General features: G+C 26.2%; 17 protein-coding genes. 5 read left to right on the top strand and 12 right to left on the bottom strand.

The features are described from left to right. Positions 1 to 127: 127 nt before the first annotated feature. The 4 genes from I2A66_RS13135 to I2A66_RS13120 all read right to left on the bottom strand — a co-directional run bounded on the left by I2A66_RS13135 (position 128) and on the right by I2A66_RS13120 (position 3897). Positions 128 to 1681, bottom strand: coding sequence for a lipopolysaccharide biosynthesis protein (locus tag I2A66_RS13135; RefSeq protein WP_122640371.1), 1554 nt, complete (start codon positions 1679 to 1681; stop codon positions 128 to 130). Between the two features lie 197 nt (positions 1682 to 1878). Next, positions 1879 to 2475: a hypothetical protein gene (locus tag I2A66_RS13130; RefSeq protein WP_122640372.1), complete on the bottom strand. Its 597-nt coding sequence runs from the start codon at positions 2473 to 2475 to the stop codon at positions 1879 to 1881. 2 nt (positions 2476 to 2477) lie between these two features. Next, the gene (locus I2A66_RS13125) at positions 2478 to 3152 is read right to left on the bottom strand and encodes a hypothetical protein (protein WP_147515997.1); all 675 of its coding nucleotides are present in this window, start codon (positions 3150 to 3152) and stop codon (positions 2478 to 2480) included. A gap of 73 nt (positions 3153 to 3225) precedes the next feature. Beyond that, a complete protein-coding gene (locus tag I2A66_RS13120) occupies positions 3226 to 3897 on the bottom strand; it encodes a PspA/IM30 family protein (RefSeq protein WP_122640374.1) in 672 nt (223 codons plus the stop codon). Between the two features lie 219 nt (positions 3898 to 4116). Between I2A66_RS13120 and I2A66_RS13115 the strand changes: the two genes are divergently transcribed. After that, the gene (locus tag I2A66_RS13115) at positions 4117 to 4644 is read left to right on the top strand and encodes a 2'-5' RNA ligase family protein (RefSeq protein ID WP_147515996.1); all 528 of its coding nucleotides are present in this window, start codon (positions 4117 to 4119) and stop codon (positions 4642 to 4644) included. 99 nt (positions 4645 to 4743) lie between these two features. Here the strand turns inward: I2A66_RS13115 and I2A66_RS13110 are convergent, their stop codons facing one another. The 4 genes from I2A66_RS13110 to I2A66_RS13095 form a co-directional block, all read right to left on the bottom strand. Further along, the gene (locus I2A66_RS13110; protein WP_147515995.1) at positions 4744 to 5220 is read right to left on the bottom strand and encodes a hypothetical protein; all 477 of its coding nucleotides are present in this window, start codon (positions 5218 to 5220) and stop codon (positions 4744 to 4746) included. Between the two features lie 413 nt (positions 5221 to 5633). Continuing rightward, a complete protein-coding gene (locus I2A66_RS13105; RefSeq protein WP_195251804.1) occupies positions 5634 to 7271 on the bottom strand; it encodes a Na/Pi cotransporter family protein in 1638 nt (545 codons plus the stop codon). 239 nt (positions 7272 to 7510) lie between these two features. Continuing rightward, entirely contained in the window at positions 7511 to 8701 is a 1191-nt protein-coding gene (locus tag I2A66_RS13100; protein WP_195251803.1) for an ATP-grasp domain-containing protein, read from the bottom strand. A 13-nt stretch (positions 8702 to 8714) separates the two neighbouring features. Further along, positions 8715 to 9470, bottom strand: a complete 756-nt coding sequence (locus I2A66_RS13095; protein WP_147515993.1) for an esterase family protein — start codon at positions 9468 to 9470, stop codon at positions 8715 to 8717. Between the two features lie 198 nt (positions 9471 to 9668). On the opposite strand from I2A66_RS13095, the gene I2A66_RS13090 reads away from it, so the two are divergent. After that, positions 9669 to 10283 carry a methyltransferase gene (locus tag I2A66_RS13090; RefSeq protein ID WP_147515992.1) on the top strand — a complete coding sequence of 205 codons (615 nt, stop codon included), beginning with the start codon at positions 9669 to 9671 and terminating at the stop codon, positions 10281 to 10283. 80 nt (positions 10284 to 10363) lie between these two features. Here I2A66_RS13090 and I2A66_RS13085 read toward each other — a convergent pair whose 3' ends face one another. From I2A66_RS13085 to dhaK, 4 genes are all read right to left on the bottom strand, one after another. Then, the gene (locus tag I2A66_RS13085) at positions 10364 to 10564 is read right to left on the bottom strand and encodes a DUF1450 domain-containing protein (RefSeq protein ID WP_207734774.1); all 201 of its coding nucleotides are present in this window, start codon (positions 10562 to 10564) and stop codon (positions 10364 to 10366) included. A 71-nt stretch (positions 10565 to 10635) separates the two neighbouring features. Beyond that, positions 10636 to 11019 carry a dihydroxyacetone kinase phosphoryl donor subunit DhaM gene (gene dhaM, locus I2A66_RS13080; RefSeq protein ID WP_122640379.1) on the bottom strand — a complete coding sequence of 128 codons (384 nt, stop codon included), beginning with the start codon at positions 11017 to 11019 and terminating at the stop codon, positions 10636 to 10638. 2 nt (positions 11020 to 11021) lie between these two features. After that, the gene (dhaL, locus tag I2A66_RS13075) at positions 11022 to 11657 is read right to left on the bottom strand and encodes a dihydroxyacetone kinase subunit DhaL (protein ID WP_147515991.1); all 636 of its coding nucleotides are present in this window, start codon (positions 11655 to 11657) and stop codon (positions 11022 to 11024) included. A gap of 21 nt (positions 11658 to 11678) precedes the next feature. Beyond that, positions 11679 to 12677, bottom strand: a complete 999-nt coding sequence (dhaK, locus tag I2A66_RS13070; protein WP_195251802.1) for a dihydroxyacetone kinase subunit DhaK — start codon at positions 12675 to 12677, stop codon at positions 11679 to 11681. Positions 12678 to 13121: 444 nt separating this feature from the next. Here dhaK and typA point away from each other — a divergent pair, with 444 nt between their 5' ends. From typA to thrB, 3 genes are all read left to right on the top strand, one after another. After that, positions 13122 to 14945, top strand: coding sequence for a translational GTPase TypA (typA, locus tag I2A66_RS13065; RefSeq protein ID WP_122640382.1), 1824 nt, complete (start codon positions 13122 to 13124; stop codon positions 14943 to 14945). Between the two features lie 605 nt (positions 14946 to 15550). Further along, positions 15551 to 17026 (top strand): threonine synthase, encoded by a 1476-nt coding sequence (thrC, locus tag I2A66_RS13060; RefSeq protein ID WP_195251801.1) that lies wholly within the window; start codon positions 15551 to 15553, stop codon positions 17024 to 17026. Between the two features lie 9 nt (positions 17027 to 17035). Continuing rightward, complete coding sequence (gene thrB / locus I2A66_RS13055) at positions 17036 to 17929, top strand: homoserine kinase (protein WP_147515988.1); 894 nt, start codon at positions 17036 to 17038, stop codon at positions 17927 to 17929. Positions 17930 to 17941 lie beyond the last annotated feature (12 nt).

The raw sequence follows: 17941 nt of genomic DNA, 5'->3' as shown, positions 1-17941 counted from the left end.
TGTATCTATTTCATATATACAATTATATACAGTTATATACAGTTTAGCAAGACTAATATTAATTTATTTTTTATATAAAAATAAGAGTATAAGCAAAATCGCTTATACTCTTAAGATAATTAAACTTCTATTTACGCTTTTTAACCTTTTTACTTATGCTCTCTATTAATGTTATTAGAATTCTTAACAAGTATTTCATTTCTTTAGTTTTTATAAAGAATGCCATAATAATTATGTTTGGTACAATTAGACAAATAATTAGTTTTAATAAGAGAGTTATAAATGGTGTAAAGTTAATTAAGTTACATAATAAATATGTTGGTAATCCTGCAATAATTAAAACTACAATATATTTTATATATTTAAAGAAATATCTTTTACATCCTTTTTTAAATCCAATTCTGTAAACTATATATGGATCATACCATGTATTAGTACATATTCTAGCTATAGCTGTTGATAATAATATTCCAAATAATCCTATAGTTTTTCCTAATATAACCGATAGAATTAGGTTTATTGCAGCTGTTAGCAATAATAAGTATCTCCCTTTTTGGAATATACCTAGCGTATTTTTATATGTCCATACTGCATTTTGCATACCAACCATATAAAAGTTAATAGCTAGCATTATAGATATTGATTCATCTAATTGATATTGTGGTCCTATCCAAACGTGTATAACATCATTTATTAATAAAATTATACAAATAGCAGAAAAGCCAAATAACCAGAAATTGCAGAAGTTTACAATTTCAAACATCTGCTCTTTTTTCTTTCTACTTTCTTTTGCATTAAGGTTGCCTATACTAGCGGTTATACCTGTAAATAATTGTTGTAATACCCTATTGATAGCATTAACTAACATTGTGTAGTTAGATAGTAAACCTACTATTGATAAACCAGAAACATATGTAATTATAATATTATCTGTATTAGTAACTAATACACTACCTAACTTTACAAGTACTAACGCTCTTACATCTGCAATAAGATTCTTCCTTACCTTTTTACTTATATGTAAGTTTTTATTATCTCTTAGATATGGATACATCTTATCTGCAACTATTGTTATAATTATATTTTGAAGTATTGCACAAATAGATTGCACTATTAAGTACGCTATAAAGTTTTTAGTTATAAATAATACTATTATCTGTATTAATGTTTGTAAAAAATAAACACCGTATGTAATTAGTGTAGATATATAATTTTTTTGATCTGCAATTATCAACGAACTCTTATACGATGCAAAATATGTTATGGATGTATTAAATAAATAAATTAAATATATTACATAAATACTTTCTTGTATATTTGGTGCACTACCTATCATACTATCTAAGAATGGAATTAGTCCTAACCCAAGTATAAATATTACAATCCCAATTGATGAGTATGCTTTTTTATAAAAATTCATTAATTTAGATATCTCTATTTTATTATCCTCTGCTAGTGGTTTATATAAAGCATAAACTATCGCTGTTCCTATTCCTAAATCTGCTAAAGATAGCATAGTTAGAATATTAGTAAATAGTCCATTCACTCCTAAGTATTCAGATGATAAACACTTTATAAATATACTTCTATTAATAAAACCTGCTAAAATAAAAATAAACTGTCCTACAAATCCTGTTAGTATATTTCTAACTGAGTTAAAAGTTCTTGAATTCTTTTTCATTTCTTACTCCTACTAAAATGTCTTATCCTATATAATTTTGATACTTATAAATAATATCAATAATTTCTATTATTATCAAGGATTTAAAAATAAGATTAATATTCCTATTATTTACCATTTATATTTTTTTATTTAAATAATTTAATAAAAATAGTGTATTTTAGATATTATATATCTAAAATACACTATTTGATACTTTAATCACGCCTACTTCTAATCATATCTATTATTATATAAATTACAATTATAACAGTTACAGCAATGACTATATTTACTATCCAAGAACTTATATGGCTACGATATCCAAAGTAGCCAAATGGGTTAAAGTATCCGCCAAAAAATGTTCCTCTAGAAGAGCTGCTTCCCCCTGAATAACCACCACCAGAGTTGTAATCTTGTGTTCCTTTTGAATTATTTTCTCCTGAACTATTATTAGGTTTTGTTGAGAAGCTTCCCGAGTCAGGTTTTATTGTAGTTGAATCACCACTTGAATTACTACTTTCATTGGGCTTCGTTGAAAAGCTGCCAGAATCAGGTTTTATAGTTGTACTATTATTACTGGTCCCTGAATTAAAATTTCCCGAGCTAGGTAGTTTGCTATTAGTTTTAGTTGTATATTTTTTTTTGCTATAACTGCTTTTTTTTCTTTGTGAAGAGGCACTTATATTATAAGAATTTATATCATTATAATCATCTGCAAAACTAATAACACTTTTAATAGAGAATTCAATGGATACAAATAATATTGTGAAAATAATTAAGAAACTAGTTAGCTTTTTTTTATTATTTTTCATATTTACACTCTTAACCCCATTTCTATAAACTTGTTGTTTATTCTGACTAACTCATATTGAGTGTCATCAGTTATAACAGAGTCATATCTTTCTTCTCCTTTAAACTTAGAATATTTTAAAATATGTTGATTATCATAATCTTTACTATCAATTAAGTATACATATCTTGTGTAATTTCCTTCTTCATCTTTTTCTATTAGGTATCCTTTTACATAAAAAATAATTTTTTCATTTCCATTATATAATGTAATTGTATCATTACAATTAGTTAAAATAGAATTTACTTTATTACATTCCACTACATATTCATTTTCTCTGCAATTAAAACATTGATACATTTCACATTTACTAACACAATTTTTGCATTTACAATTACTACACTTATCTAATTTTTTTAAATTCATATTTTTTTCATCAGTAAGATATTTGTCTATTTGTAGGTCATAATCTTCTTTTTTATTAAATAACTTTGACAATATATTCTTTTTAGATTTACTCTCCTTTTCTAGTTTATCTAAAAAATTCATATAATCTTTTAAAATGTCTACTTTACTTAAAAAACTTCTTTTTTTCAGTTCATCCTTATCAAGCATTTGTTTTAAATCATCTGATGCGAATACTAAATCCGTATAAATTTTATTATATTTATTTTTTTCTTCTTCAATTCTTATGCTCATACAAAGCCCCCTCAAACATCTTGTTTTAAGTAAAGGTAGACAAAATTAACTGTCTACCTTTACTTAAATAATATTATTTTTCTATTTCTCTTTTGATTCTTTCTAGTTCTTCATTTATTTTTGAATCAATAACTGGAGAATTATTTATATAATCATCTAACATAGAGTATTCATCCTTAGGTTTTAAGTCTTCTAAAGCTTTTCCGTAGCTTTCTTTTTGAGAAACTTTCTTTTCAATCTCTTCTAAGTTAATTCCATGATTATCGTTAAGACCAGCTAATGTTTCATTTATTTCATTACTTATTTCTGCAACATCTAATCTTGTAGCCAACTCTTGCTTTTTAGATTTCATTTTAGATATTTCTATTTCTAATTCTTGTATTCTATTTTTTATAATTTGAATTTTTTCATCTTGATCTTTTATTCTAGAATCAGTTTGAACAATTTTTTCTTCTATATCTATTTTTTGTTTTACAAAAGTTTGAGCTTTTTCAGTATCATCCTTTAAAATAGCTGCTTTTGTTGCTTCTTCATATTTAGCAGCTTTTTGTTCTAAATCATTTTTTTCTTTCCTTATATCGTCTACTGTTGCTATAAAATTAGCACATTGTTTTTTGGCATCTACTAGTAATTTTTCTTTTTTGCTTATTGATAACTCTAATAATTCTATAGGATCTTCATGCTTTTCCAAAGCTTTATTTGCTTTTGCACTTACTACATTTTTTAATCTTTTAAAGAAACTCATTTTAATCTCTCCATTTCATTCTATAAAATTAAATAAAAAAAATACTTAGGTTAAATTACTTTTTATCTAAATTTTCCTTTTATATTATTATATACTATCATAGTTTTTTTTTATTTAAAATATATTAAAATAGTTAATATTAATATATTTATGATAATCTGTATATATTAATATTAACTAATAATTATAATTTTATAATTATTTAAGGAGGTGATTATATTGAGATATGTTATTGTAAGTGTTGTTAAAGGAGATGGTGGAAAATTTAATAATGAATTAAGAAAGGATATTTTTGAAAATTTAAGTGTTAAGTCCTCAAAATTACCTGCTCATTTCACTATTAAATCGCCTTTCGAATGTGAGGATATAAGTATCTTAGATAAAGAATTAACTGAATTTACTAACTTACATAGTGTTTCAAATTATAAATTAAATGGATATGATAGCTTTGATAATAGAGTTATATTTATGAAAGTTATTATGAGTAATAAGGGTAAAAAAATACATGATGACCTTATTGATACTTTATCATCGATTCCTTATATTAAATTTGATGAAAAAGATGGAAAAAATAAAATTTTTCATGTTACCGTAAGTAGTAAAAAAATTAAAAATAGATTTAATGAACTATGGAACTATGTTAATCAGTTTCCATGTGATTTTGATTGTACTTTTGATAATATATCTATTTATAAATGGTCTAATAATATATGGGTATTATATAAAGAATATTTATTTAAAAATTAGTTTTTATATTTCTTTTTATTTTATATATAATCCTACTAGGAACTTTTATAATATATACTACTGTTTTTAATTATTGTAGTATATATTATAAAAGTTCATTTACATTATCAAATTGTTATTATCTTTTTCTTTTACTATCTTACTAAAAACTTCTGAAATCATAAAACAAACCATTGATGATACAAAGCAAATCACCATAGTTGTATTCATAAATCCTTTACTTAAATTTAAATATAGCAGTGTAGATATACTTAATACAGATTTATCTCCTATAATAAGTTCAATTATTGCATTTAATATAAGATAGTATCCCATTAATTTAAAACTTTTAACACTTTCATATGTGAATGGATCATTATCTAAGTATGTTATTATGTATAATATCTTTTTTATTATCATAAAAAAATTAAATAAATAAATCATTGTAAAACTCATACTTATCATTATGTTAAAATTAAAATTATGATAAAGATTATACACTGTCGCAAATGGAGTAATAGTTAATCCTATAACTAAAATAGCTAGTGAAACATATAAAAATGCTATTAAAATAGTTCTCGAAACATCATACTTCATAACATACCTCCTAAAATAATTTATATAGCTTATTGTAAATTTCTACCTCTTATTATGCAATCAGTTATATAAATATATTCTAAAATTTAATCTATCATAATAAAATTCAAGCAAAAATATCCCTGATATTAATCAGGGATTGGCATAAAATAAAAATAAGAGTATGTAAATAAAACATCCTTATTGATGATTGCTTTATAAATAAATTATTTAACTTTATAATTCACATTATAACATATATTTCGTGTTTAACAATGCTTTTATCCAAATTTTATTTATTTTTTCATAATTTAAATTCTATTATATCTATAAAAACGAACATTATATAAAATCCAAAATAAATGCACTAATAAATTATATAAATAAAAAAATACTATACCTTAAAAGGTATAGTATTTTTTTATTTATATAATTTAAACCCTAACTGATTCATTTACATCTTTATTCGATGTTATTACTTGTGTAGCTATATTTACAGAATGATCAGATACTCTTTCTAAATTGCTTATTATATCTAAATATATAACACCTGCATCTATACTACAAGATCCTTCATTTAATCTCTTCATATGGCTTCTTCTATAAGATATTTCCATTGCATCAACTTGTTCTTCCATTTTTATAACCTTGCAAGCCAAGTTTACATCTGCCTTTTCTAAAGCTTCTAATGCACACTTATAAGTGCTCACTACTTTATTAAACATTTCTAATAATTCTTCGCTACCTTCTTTAGACATACTTAAATTGTTATTCATTACAGTTTCTGCTAATTCAGCTATATTTTCTGCATGATCTCCAACTCTTTCTATATCATTTATTGTATTGAATAATTTATCTATTCCTTCAATAGAATCATGGCTTATATTACTCTTAGATAATTTTAACAAATAATCTAATATAATTTTTTGTAATTCATTTATTTTCTTTTCTTCTTCAAAAACTGATTTAACTTTTGTTTCTGATTTTTCTAATAAACCACTCATTGCATTTTCTAAAGAATCTTTTGCTTTATTTCCCATTCTTAAGGTTTCTTTAACTGTATTAGATAATGCAATTGATGGAGTTGTTATCATTCTATCGTCTATAAATCTAACTACTTTAGTATCTTCATTTTCATCTTCTCTTTCTGGTACAAGCTTCATAGTAAGTTTCACTATTAACTTAGAGAATGGTAGTAATAATAATACATTTATTACATTAAATAATGTATGTGAGTTTGCTATTTGTCTACTTACATCAGTAGGATCTAAATGAGTAACTAACATTGTTATTGGTTTAGTTAATATTATCATAAATACAAGTGTTCCTATTATATTAAATACTAAGTGCATAGTTGCAGCTCTTCTTGCATTTTTGCTAGCACCTATACTTGAAATTAAAGATGTAACACAAGTACCTATGTTCTCACCATATAATATTGGTAGTGCTGATGATAATGGTATTAATCCTTGAGAAGAAAGTGCAAGTAACATCCCCATTGAAGCACTTGAACTTTGAACTATTGCCGTTATACCAAATCCTAATAATATACCTAATATTGGTTGATGTCCAAATGCTACTAAAGCATCTGTAAATCCTTTAAACTCTGATAAAGGCTTAACTGCAGCTTTCATAAAATCCATACCTGTAAATAATATACCAAATCCAATTAATATTTCAGCTATATGTTTAGTTTTTGAACTTTTAGCAAATAAGTAAAGTACTATACCTATACCTAATGCTATTGGTGCCATACCTACTAAATCAAGCGATACTAATTGAGCTGTAATAGTTGTTCCTATATTAGCCCCCATTATTACACCTATTGCTTGAGGCAATGTCATTATTCCCGCATTAACAAAACCTACTACCATTACTGTAGTTGCACTACTACTTTGTATAATTGCTGTAACTAATGCTCCAACTAGAACTCCCATTATTACATTGCTAGTTAAAAGCTCTATTATTCTTTTTAATTTAGCTCCTGCTGACTTTTGAAGTCCATCTCCCATAAGGTTCATACCATATAAGAACAGACCAAGACCACCCATTAAATTGATTATGATTTCCACTTTATTTCCTCCTAAAAATTTCTAACTCTGTACATTATGTATGTATTTCAATATTTAGTACTTTTTTATTTTAACAAGAAATAAAGTTTTTGTTGTTAAGACAATGTTAAGTTATTCAAATTCAAGTTAATATAATGTTAACTATTTGTTAAAACAGTGTTAAGTAAGTTATTTTTAATATTTTATATTCATATTTATTAAATTTAGTTTAAATATATTGTTAAATTTTATAGATATTTTTACTTATGCTCTAATATAAATTTAGTAATATCCATTATTCCTTCCTTAGACTTTGCTTTAAATAAAAATACATGATTTCCCATAGCTGCTGATAAAACTTCTGGTACTTCTACATCATATGTAATTTCTTCTTTATATTTATGTTTAATATCATCATTCTTGTATTTATAATTGACTCCATTTCTTCTGCTTGCATATCCTACTAAACATTTTCTTTTAACATCAGTAAATATTTTATCGTATATTAACATATCTGCCCATATACTATATGTATCTACATCATAAGCCATATTTATCATATCAGGAATATATGCCCCTGGTGCTCTCATATTAACTTCTAATCCTACTATATCTCCTTTTTTCCCTAGACCCTCTTTATCTTCGTCTAATCTAAAAAATTCAAAATGAAAAAATCTACTTCTTGTATCAAATGCTTTTACTACTTTATCACCAATCCATTCTATATCCATACCATTTAAATCTTGAGAGTAGAATGCAGATTCACTATCTTCATTCACTGCGTCCATGATAGAACTTAACATTACATGGCTTGATGCAATTAAAATATTCTTATTTGAGTCTGTAATACCATCAAATGTTTCTACATGTCCATTTATAAATTCTTCAATAATATAGGTTATATTATTATTTTTAGTTTCAAAGAAAAATCCTAATTCTTCATCATTTCTCAATTTATATGTATTAGATGCTCCTACTCCGTTATCTGGCTTAACAACGACAGGGTAACCTACTATATTAGTAAAGTTAATAGCACTATTATAATCTGTAATAAATTCATATCTAGCTACTGGTATACCACAAGACTTATAGACTTCTTTCATTTTTGATTTATATTTCATTGGAGCCATATATTCAATTTTTGTTCCAGTACTTACATCAAACTTACTTCTAAGAGCAGCCTCCGTTTCTAGCCAGTATTCATTTTGAGACTCAATCCAATCTATTTTTCCATATTTATTTATAAAAAACAAACAAGCTTCACTTACTTCATCAAAATTTTCTAAACTATTTACTTTATAGTACTCAGTTAAAGAATTTATAGTATCCATAGATAAATCATTATAGCTTGTATCTCCTATGCCTAATACATTTACTCCTCTTTCCTTTAACCTATTACAAAAATTGTAAAAGTATAACGGAAAATTAGGAGATATAAATATAACGTTCATAACTAGTTCCCCCCTAAACTATTTTTCTTACAAAATATGAAAATTGTTTTCTCCACCAATCCCAATCATGGTTAACATCATGTCCCCACACATCTACAATGGCAGGTATGTCTTTATATTCAAACAGCTCTTTTATTTTATATATACTTCTAAGCATCTCATCTTCCCAGGCACCTTGACCACAGCAAAGTATTATTTTATTTTTTCTATACATATCTACATAAGGATGATCATAGCTCATTCCTTGTATATACTTAATTGGTGCATTTTTATAAACCAAGTCATCACAATAGTTTCCAAAAAATATATCAGAATCATAATATCCACTTAACGCTATCATTCCTTTGAAAATATCTGGTCTTCTAAACATAAAATTAGCCGCATGTGTTCCACCCATAGAACAACCAGTTGTTATTATTCCATCAGTATAATTATTTCCGTTTTCATAGTAGTTTATTTCGAATATTCTTGGAACTAACTCCTCTACAATGTAATTAAACCATTGTTCATGTAGCTGTATTCGTTTATAGCATTCTTTACCCTCTGCTGACCAAGTTTCCCCATCTATACTATCACAGCAAAATAGTTGTATTATCCCATTGTCTATTAAGTCCATTACATTATCCATCATTTTAAAGCCTTCAAAATCAAAATATCTACCATTTTGTGCTGGAAAAACTAAAAAAGGTTGACCAGAATGACCATATACACTAAATTCCATATGCCTATTAAGATATTTACTATACTCTTTAAAATACTCTTTTTTCATACCCCTTCCTCCTTTATATATTCAGTATTCAAAACACAAATTCCTTATATTTATATATGGTATCATATTATTCAAATTCTTACAGACTATTTTCTAAGTTTTTAAATACAAATTTCGCCTTGTTACTTTCTATAACAAGATTTAAAATATATAAATGAGAAAATTAAAATTAATACAGATATATGGAAGGAATAATACATGAAAGATATAGATTATGAAAATTTATTCAATATAAATACATTTGGAGAAGAACATTGGACAGATAAATTTACTCATTATCATCCTTATCAAGCAACATCTTATTCTGCATTAAATACACTATTTAAAACTTATAAGGTTAATGAAAATGACTATGTAGTTGATTTTGGATGTGGTAAGGGCAGACTTATATTTTATATAAACTATTTTTTCAAAGCTAATTGTTACGGAGTTGAAATGAATAAAGATTTTTATAGGGCTTGCATAAAAAATAAATCTAATTATTTAAATAAAAATAAGAAATACGAAGATAAAATAGAATTTGTAAATGCTTTTGCTCAAAATTATAGTATAGGTCTAAATGACAATAAATTTTATTTCTTTAATCCATTCTCTATTCAAATTTTTATAAAAGTAATAGATAATATACTAGATTCTTTAGAGAAAAATATGAGACCTGTTGAAATAATTCTATACTATCCATCAGATGATTATATTTATTATTTAGAAAATAATACTCCATTTATAATAAAGAATGAGATTATTTTAGATGATTTATATAAAAAAGATAACAACGAAAGATTTTTAATATATAAATTATCTTATTTAGAATAAAAAAGTATATACCTTAACAAAGGTATATACTTTTTGTGCTTTTACTATATTGAAATACTTTTACTTACTGACATATTTAATTATTTTGATAATTCTTCAAATAATTCTTCTTGAGATTGCTTTATTGTAAGGTTTCCATCTACTTTTACAACAGCTTCAGTTTTATAGCTTCTACAAGCACCTATACAACCTCTTTGTACTTTTTCTTCACCTATTGTTTCTGCTAATTTATCTAAATCCACATTTGAACAATATGGGCATACTCTAACTATATTTATCATTTTAATACCTCCTATAAATATCTTTTTAAAGTTATACCCCTATTATTTTTGTATTAAACACAAATTTTTATTTATTTTTCTATTTCTAGCTTTTTTATATTTTCTATTATTTCTTCTTTATTCCTACCTATACAAGAATCAATTGCTGCTACAAATGCTCCTTCTACTAAGCTAACCTTGCATATTTCTACATTTTTACTTACAGATTCATCTAACATATCCAAAGCCACTTCTGCATTCATCAATGCACTTCCTATATCAAAGAATAATAGTACACCATCTTCACTATATACTTCTTCAATTGAATTCATTATTTTAATAGGGTCTGTACCAATTCTTCCATCCTCAGTTCCCCCTGCAACAGAAATTTTCACATCTCCTGCCATTTGACTTATAAGTTCTTTTAAACCTTCCACAAGTTTGTTACTATGAGATACTAATACTATAGAAACCATAATTATTCTCCTTTAATATATGTATAAACAGTTTTTAACATTAAATATGTAGATGTAGCTCCTGCATCTTGATGTCCTATACTTCTATCGCCTAAGTAACTAGCTCTTCCTTTTGTAGCTTTTATTTCTTTTGTTTTTTCTAATCCTTTAAATGCAGCTTCTTTAGCTTTATTTAAACATTCAACAACATCTAATCCACTACTTTTTACTTTTATTAATTCATTCAGATATGGTTCTAGACAATCTATCATAGTTTTTTCTCCTAGTTCAGCCTTTCCTCTCATTTTTATACCATCAAGAGATGCTTTTAAAACTTGTATATAATCGTCTAAGTCAATTTCACTTTTTCCATTTAATACACTAGCACCTTTCATAAATGCAGTTCCATATAATGGTCCTGATGCTCCTCCTACCGTAGATACAAGAGTCATGCCCACTTTTTTAAAAGTATTTCCTAAATCATCTCCATTATCGTCTTTTAACTTTTCTTTTACAGCTTCAAAACCTTTACTCATGTTTAATCCATGATCTCCATCTCCAATAGCTGCATCTAACTCAGTTAAATATATCTTATTTTCATTTATTACATCTGCTATTTTATTTATTATACTGATTACTTCATACCCTTTTATACTCATTTTTTCCTCCCAAACTAAATACTAAAATATCTTTAATCCTAAAGTATCAGATTTAGCATCTAAGAGTTCTTTTAATTCTGAATCAAGTTTTAATATACTAACTGAGTATCCAGCCATTTCAAGAGAAGTCATATATTCACCTACAAATGTTTTATGTATTTTTATTCTCTTTGAAGTTAATATTTCATTAACAGTTTTATTAGCTATATAAAGCTCCATAAGAGGAGTTGATCCTAAACCATTTACCATTACTGCTACTTCTTCATTTTCTTTTATATCAATATCATCTAATATTTTATTTACTAAATGAGTAGTTATATCACTTGCTGTAGATATTTTTTCTTTATGAGTTCCTGGTTCTCCATGTATCCCCATTCCAATTTCTATTTCATCATTCTCTAGTGTAAAGTTTGGCTTTCCTGCTGCTGGAACTATACAAGGACTTAAAGCCATTCCCATACTTCTTACATTAGATATTACTTTATTAGCAACCTCTTTAACTGATTCAAGTGAAGCACCTTTGCTAGCCTTTGCTCCGGCTATTTTATGTACAAATACAGTACCTGCTATCCCTCTTCTTCCTGCTGTATATAAGCTATCTTCAACTGCAACATCATCATTTACTACAACAAAATCAACATTTATTCCATCCATTTCGGCCATTTCTTTAGCCATTTCAAAGTTCATTACATCACCAGTATAATTTTTAATTATTAATAATACACCATTACCTCCATTCACTTCTTTTATAGCTTCATATACTTGGTCTGGTGTTGGAGATGTAAATACTTCACCGCAAACAGCAGCATCAAGCATTCCATAACCTATATACCCTGCATGAGATGGCTCATGTCCACTTCCACCACCACTTACTAGTCCAACTTTTCCTTTAATCGGTGCATCCTTTCTTATTAATATATTTCCATTTTCACTTTTTCTTACGTAATCAGGATGTGCTAATACTAACCCTTCTATCATATCAGCTACTACATTACTTGGATTGTTTATTATTTTTTTCATATTTATACCCCCTTTGATAACATTTTCCTTACTTAATATTATTATATCACTAACCATATTATAAAAATGTAAAATTTTAATACTAAGATAAATATTCTACACCTCTCATAATTTTATTGAAGTCCTCTGTTTACAATAAATCCCTTAGCTTTTAGCATATAAGGTAAACTTTTTCCTTCATTATATATAGTTTATTATTATTTTATATATAACATATATTGATATATCTATTATTATATATTTTTTGTACTCCCCATTTTAAATATATTATTTTAAATTCTTGTTACTAATTTGTATAAATTTATTTATAAATGTAAATAATTATATTTTAGTAATTTAATTATTTACATTTATAAATAATATCCTTCTTATTTTTAATTTACATTTTAAAAAGTCTATGTTATACTAAGAAAGTTATTTTCACATGAAAGGAAGGAACATAATATGTCAATAAAACATAAAATAGTTAACATCGCGGTTATAGCCCATGTTGATGCTGGAAAATCAACATTAGTTGATGCTTTCTTACATCAATCTGGAACATTTAGAGATAACGAAGTAGTAAAAGATTGTGTAATGGATAGTAATGACCTTGAAGCAGAAAGAGGTATAACAATATATTCTAAAAACTGTTCTATAAACTACAAAGATTACAAAATAAATATAGTAGATACACCAGGACATAGTGACTTCTCGTCTGAAGTTGAACGTGTTATAAAAACTGTTGATACTGTTATATTATTAGTAGATGCTAGTGAAGGTCCAATGCCTCAAACTAGATTCGTTCTACAAAAATCATTAGAAGCTGGTCTTAGACCAATACTTTTCATAAACAAAATAGATAAGCAAGATCAAAGAGCAGAAGAAGTTGTAAATGAAGTATTCGATTTATTCGTTGACTTAAATGCAACTGATGAACAATGTGAGTTCCCTATAATATACGGTATAGCTAAGCAAGGTATAGCTAAAAGAGAATTAGAAGATGAAAGTACTGACCTTTCTCCTTTATTCGAAACAGTAATAGAACACGTTGAAGCTTACCCTGACTTTGATAATGAACCTTTACAATTACAAGTTTCAGCACTTGCATATGATGATTATGTAGGTAGACTTGGAATAGGTAGAGTTTATAAAGGAACTGTAAGAAATGGTGAACAAGTTTCGATATGTAAAGCTGACGGCAGTGTTTCTAGAGGTAGAATAGCTAAACTTACAGCTTATGAAGGACTAAACCAAGTTGAAAAAACTGAAGCATATTCTGGTGATATAGTTGTTGTTGCAGGTATATCAGATATATCAATAGGTGAAACTATATGTAATATAGATAATCCATTACCAATGGAAATGATACACATAGAAGAACCTACTCTATCAATGAACTTCTTAGTAAATGATTCTCCATTCTGTGGTAAGAGTGGTAAATTCGTTACTACTAGACATATAAAAGATAGATTAGACAAAGAATTAGAAGTTAACGTTGGTCTTAAAGTTGAGCCAATGGACACTACTGACGGATACAGAGTATCTGGACGTGGAGAACTTCATTTATCTATACTCCTAGAAAACATGAGACGTGAAGGTTATGAAATAGGTGTTTCTAAACCAGAAGTTTTAATGCATAAAGAAGATGGCGTTTTAATGGAACCAATGGAAAGAGTTATAGTTAACTGTCCAGAAGTTTACTCAGGAACTGTTATAAACAAATTAAATCTTAGAAAAGGTCTTATGGAGTCTATGTCTATAGAGGGAGATTATGTTAAAATAGAATTCATAGCTCCTACTCGTGGATTATTAGGTTATAGAAGTGAATTTATAAATGATACTCGTGGTGAAGGTACTTTAGTTCGTTCATTCGAAAGATTCGAAGAATATAAAGGTGAAATACCAGGTAGAAGTAATGGAGTTTTAATAGCTCAAGGACCTGGTACAACTATGGGATATGCTCTTAATGCTTTAAGTGAAAGAGCTCAAATGTTCGTAGATCCAGGTGTGGATGTTTACGAAGGTATGATAATCGGTATGAACTCTAGAAAAGATGATATGGTTGTTAATCCATGTAAAAACAAGAAGTTAACAAACGTTCGTGCTTCTGGTACTGATGATGCAATAAAATTACAACCAGCTAGAGTATTTACTCTTGAAGAAGCTTTAGAATTTATAGAAGATGATGAATTAGTTGAAATAACTCCTGATGCAATAAGATTAAGAAAAAGATTCTTAAATGAGCATGACAGATTAAGATACAACAAATCAAGACAAGGTAAATAATCTAAAAGTAGCAATATTTCATATTGCTACTTTTTTATATACTAAAAAACGATGAACTTTTATAAGAACATCGTTTAAATATATTTATATAATTTCATATTTAATACTTTAGTTGACATAGTCACCATTGTAGTAATATTAATTAATATCATCAAGTAAATTATTTTCTGATACATACGATAATAATGTAAGTCCATACATTATTACTACTAAAACCGCACTTATAAGTAATATCATCTTTCCTTCCTCCTTTTAGTATTATTATATCCATTTTATATGAATTAATTGTGAATTTAATTAGAATAATCGATTTATTTAAATAACTAAAAATTAAAATAATTATAAACTATATTGAATTATATATTTATTATAGTTTATTTTGCCATTTCATGAAAGTTTTAATTATGTTTTTTTATTATTTATAGTACTTATAATTTTTTTATAATATATAATTTTATTTTTATTTTTAACTTTATTGACATACCTTCCTATTTCTTTTAAACTTTTAAAATAATCCGAATTTATAACAAACACCATTTAAATATATAACTCTCCTCCTACTTTACAGGAGAGTTTTTTATTATAAATTTAACAGGGGGAATATAATGAATTATATAAGTACTAGAAGTAATACAGAAACACTAAGCGCTTCTCAAGCAATTATAAAAGGTTTAAGTGATGATGGTGGACTATATGTACCGTCTAAATTTCCTGATTTAAGAGAAGAATTAAAAAACTTAAGTACATTAACATATTGTGAACTTGCATTTTTTATATTAAAAAACTTTTTAACTGATTTTACAGATGAAGAGCTAAGTAATTGTATAAATTCTGCATACAAAAATAATTTCGACACTAGTGAGATAACACCAATAAAACAAATTGGTAATGATTATATATTAGAATTATTTCATGGACCAACACTAGCATTTAAAGATATAGCACTTACACTTATGCCCCATTTACTTAAAACATCTATAAATAAAAATAACTTAGATAAAGAAATACTAGTACTTACTGCTACATCTGGTGATACTGGTAAAGCAGCTTTAGAAGGTTTTAAAGACATAGATAATGTTAAAATAATAGTCTTTTTCCCAGAAAATGGTGTTAGTCCTATACAAAAACTTCAAATGAAAACTCAAGAAGGAAAAAATGTATTCGTTGCTGGCATAAATGGTAATTTTGATGATGCTCAATCTGCTGTAAAAAAAATATTTTCTAATGATGATTTCAATAAAATTTTAAATAAAAATGGTTTCATACTGTCATCAGCTAATTCAATTAACATAGGACGATTATTACCACAAGTTGTCTACTATTTCTATTCATATTTTAAACTTGTAAATACTAAGAAAATTAAACTATTTGATAAAGTAAATTTTGTGGTTCCAACAGGAAATTTTGGAGATATATTAGCTGGTTATTATGCTAAAGAAATGGGGCTACCTGTAAATAAACTCATATGCGCCTCTAATGAAAATAATGTTCTTTATGACTTTTTTAGAACAGGAGAATACAATAAGAACAAAGAATTAAAATTAACAACATCACCATCTATGGATATACTAGTTTCAAGTAATTTAGAGCGTCTATTATTTGAATCTTGTAATAGAGATTCTCGATTAATAAGCGCACTTTTTAAAAGTTTCAGTGAAACAGGTTATTATAAAATCTCAAATCTGATGAGACAAAACTTGAATGATTTTTGTGGATATTATTGTACTGATGAAGAAGTTAGTGAAACTATAAATCATGTATTTAATAAATATAATTATCTTATAGATACACATACGTCTGTTGCTTACTGTTCTTTGAATAAATTTAAATCAAATAATAGTAATAAGTATAAGAATATTATTTTAAGTACTGCTAGTCCATTTAAATTTGCTAAAGATGTTCTTAATTCCATTAATAATAATAATTTACAAGATTTTGATGTAATTGATAAATTATCTATATTAGGAAAAATAGATGTTCCTAAGCCTATTGCAGACTTAAGGGATAAAAAAATTATTCATGATAATATATATGATAAAAATGAACTTAAACTTGCAATACAAAACTTCTTAGAAATTTAGGTGATAATAATGTTAGAAATAAAAGTTCCTGCTACAACTGCAAATATTGGTCCAGGATTTGATACATTAGGATTAGCATTAAATGTATATAATAAGTTTTACATAAGTGAAATAGATAAAGGAATTTATATAGATGGATGTGATGACAAATATAGAAATGAAAATAATTTAATTTATACCTCAATGAAATATTTCTATAATAAAATAAATCCACCTAAAATACTCACTGGAATTAAAATAAAAATAGAATCTAATATACCATTAAGTCGTGGATTAGGTAGTAGCGCTACTTGTATAGTAGCGGGTGTTGTAGCTGCTAATATTTTATCCGATTCTAACTTAAATAAATATGAATTATTAAAAATAGCAAGTGAGATAGAAGGTCATCCTGATAATATTGCTCCTGCCCTACTTGGAAATATGGTAGTATCTCTTATTGATGATGGTAATATATACTATGACACTATTAAAATTCCTAATGAGCTTAGTTTTTGTTGTATAATTCCCGATTTCGAACTATCCACTAGTTTAGCAAGAAGTATATTACCCAATACTATTTATCATAAAGATTGTGTTTTTAATATATCTCACTCAACTTTACTAGTTTCAGCTTTACTCAATAAAAACTTTGACTTAATAAAAATAGCGTGTAAGGATAAAATCCATCAAGATTATAGGGGTAAATTAATAGAAAATTATTATGATATAGTCAATATGTCTTATGATTTAAACTGCATAGGAGTATTTTTAAGCGGTGCTGGACCAACAATAATGTCTATTATAAAAGATGATGATATTAACTTTATCGGTGAAATGAAATCATTCTTAGAGTCACTTGATAATAGATGGATATTAAAAAAATTAAAATGTGATACTAATGGAACCATTGTTAATGTAATATAATATCTAAAAGAT

Origin of the sequence: Romboutsia sp. 1001713B170207_170306_H8 (assembly GCF_015550495.1) — a bacterium.
GTDB lineage: Bacteria > Bacillota > Clostridia > Peptostreptococcales > Peptostreptococcaceae > Romboutsia_E.
The sequence above is the reverse complement of the archived record's forward strand: the minus strand, read 5'-3'. Positions and strand labels throughout refer to the sequence as shown.

Coding starts and splice junctions, on each gene's coding strand:
- I2A66_RS13135 (WP_122640371.1), bottom strand. CDS start 1,681: ATGAAAAAGAATTCAAGAACTTTTAACTCAGTTAGAAATATACTAACA.
- I2A66_RS13130 (WP_122640372.1), bottom strand. CDS start 2,475: ATGAAAAATAATAAAAAAAAGCTAACTAGTTTCTTAATTATTTTCACA.
- I2A66_RS13125 (WP_147515997.1), bottom strand. CDS start 3,152: ATGAGCATAAGAATTGAAGAAGAAAAAAATAAATATAATAAAATTTAT.
- I2A66_RS13120 (WP_122640374.1), bottom strand. CDS start 3,897: ATGAGTTTCTTTAAAAGATTAAAAAATGTAGTAAGTGCAAAAGCAAAT.
- I2A66_RS13110 (WP_147515995.1), bottom strand. CDS start 5,220: ATGAAGTATGATGTTTCGAGAACTATTTTAATAGCATTTTTATATGTT.
- I2A66_RS13100 (WP_195251803.1), bottom strand. CDS start 8,701: ATGAACGTTATATTTATATCTCCTAATTTTCCGTTATACTTTTACAAT.
- I2A66_RS13095 (WP_147515993.1), bottom strand. CDS start 9,470: ATGAAAAAAGAGTATTTTAAAGAGTATAGTAAATATCTTAATAGGCAT.
- I2A66_RS13090 (WP_147515992.1), top strand. CDS start 9,669: ATGAAAGATATAGATTATGAAAATTTATTCAATATAAATACATTTGGA.
- I2A66_RS13085 (WP_207734774.1), bottom strand. CDS start 10,564: ATGATAAATATAGTTAGAGTATGCCCATATTGTTCAAATGTGGATTTA.
- dhaM (WP_122640379.1), bottom strand. CDS start 11,019: ATGGTTTCTATAGTATTAGTATCTCATAGTAACAAACTTGTGGAAGGT.
- dhaL (WP_147515991.1), bottom strand. CDS start 11,657: ATGAGTATAAAAGGGTATGAAGTAATCAGTATAATAAATAAAATAGCA.
- dhaK (WP_195251802.1), bottom strand. CDS start 12,677: ATGAAAAAAATAATAAACAATCCAAGTAATGTAGTAGCTGATATGATA.
- typA (WP_122640382.1), top strand. CDS start 13,122: ATGTCAATAAAACATAAAATAGTTAACATCGCGGTTATAGCCCATGTT.
- thrC (WP_195251801.1), top strand. CDS start 15,551: ATGAATTATATAAGTACTAGAAGTAATACAGAAACACTAAGCGCTTCT.
- thrB (WP_147515988.1), top strand. CDS start 17,036: ATGTTAGAAATAAAAGTTCCTGCTACAACTGCAAATATTGGTCCAGGA.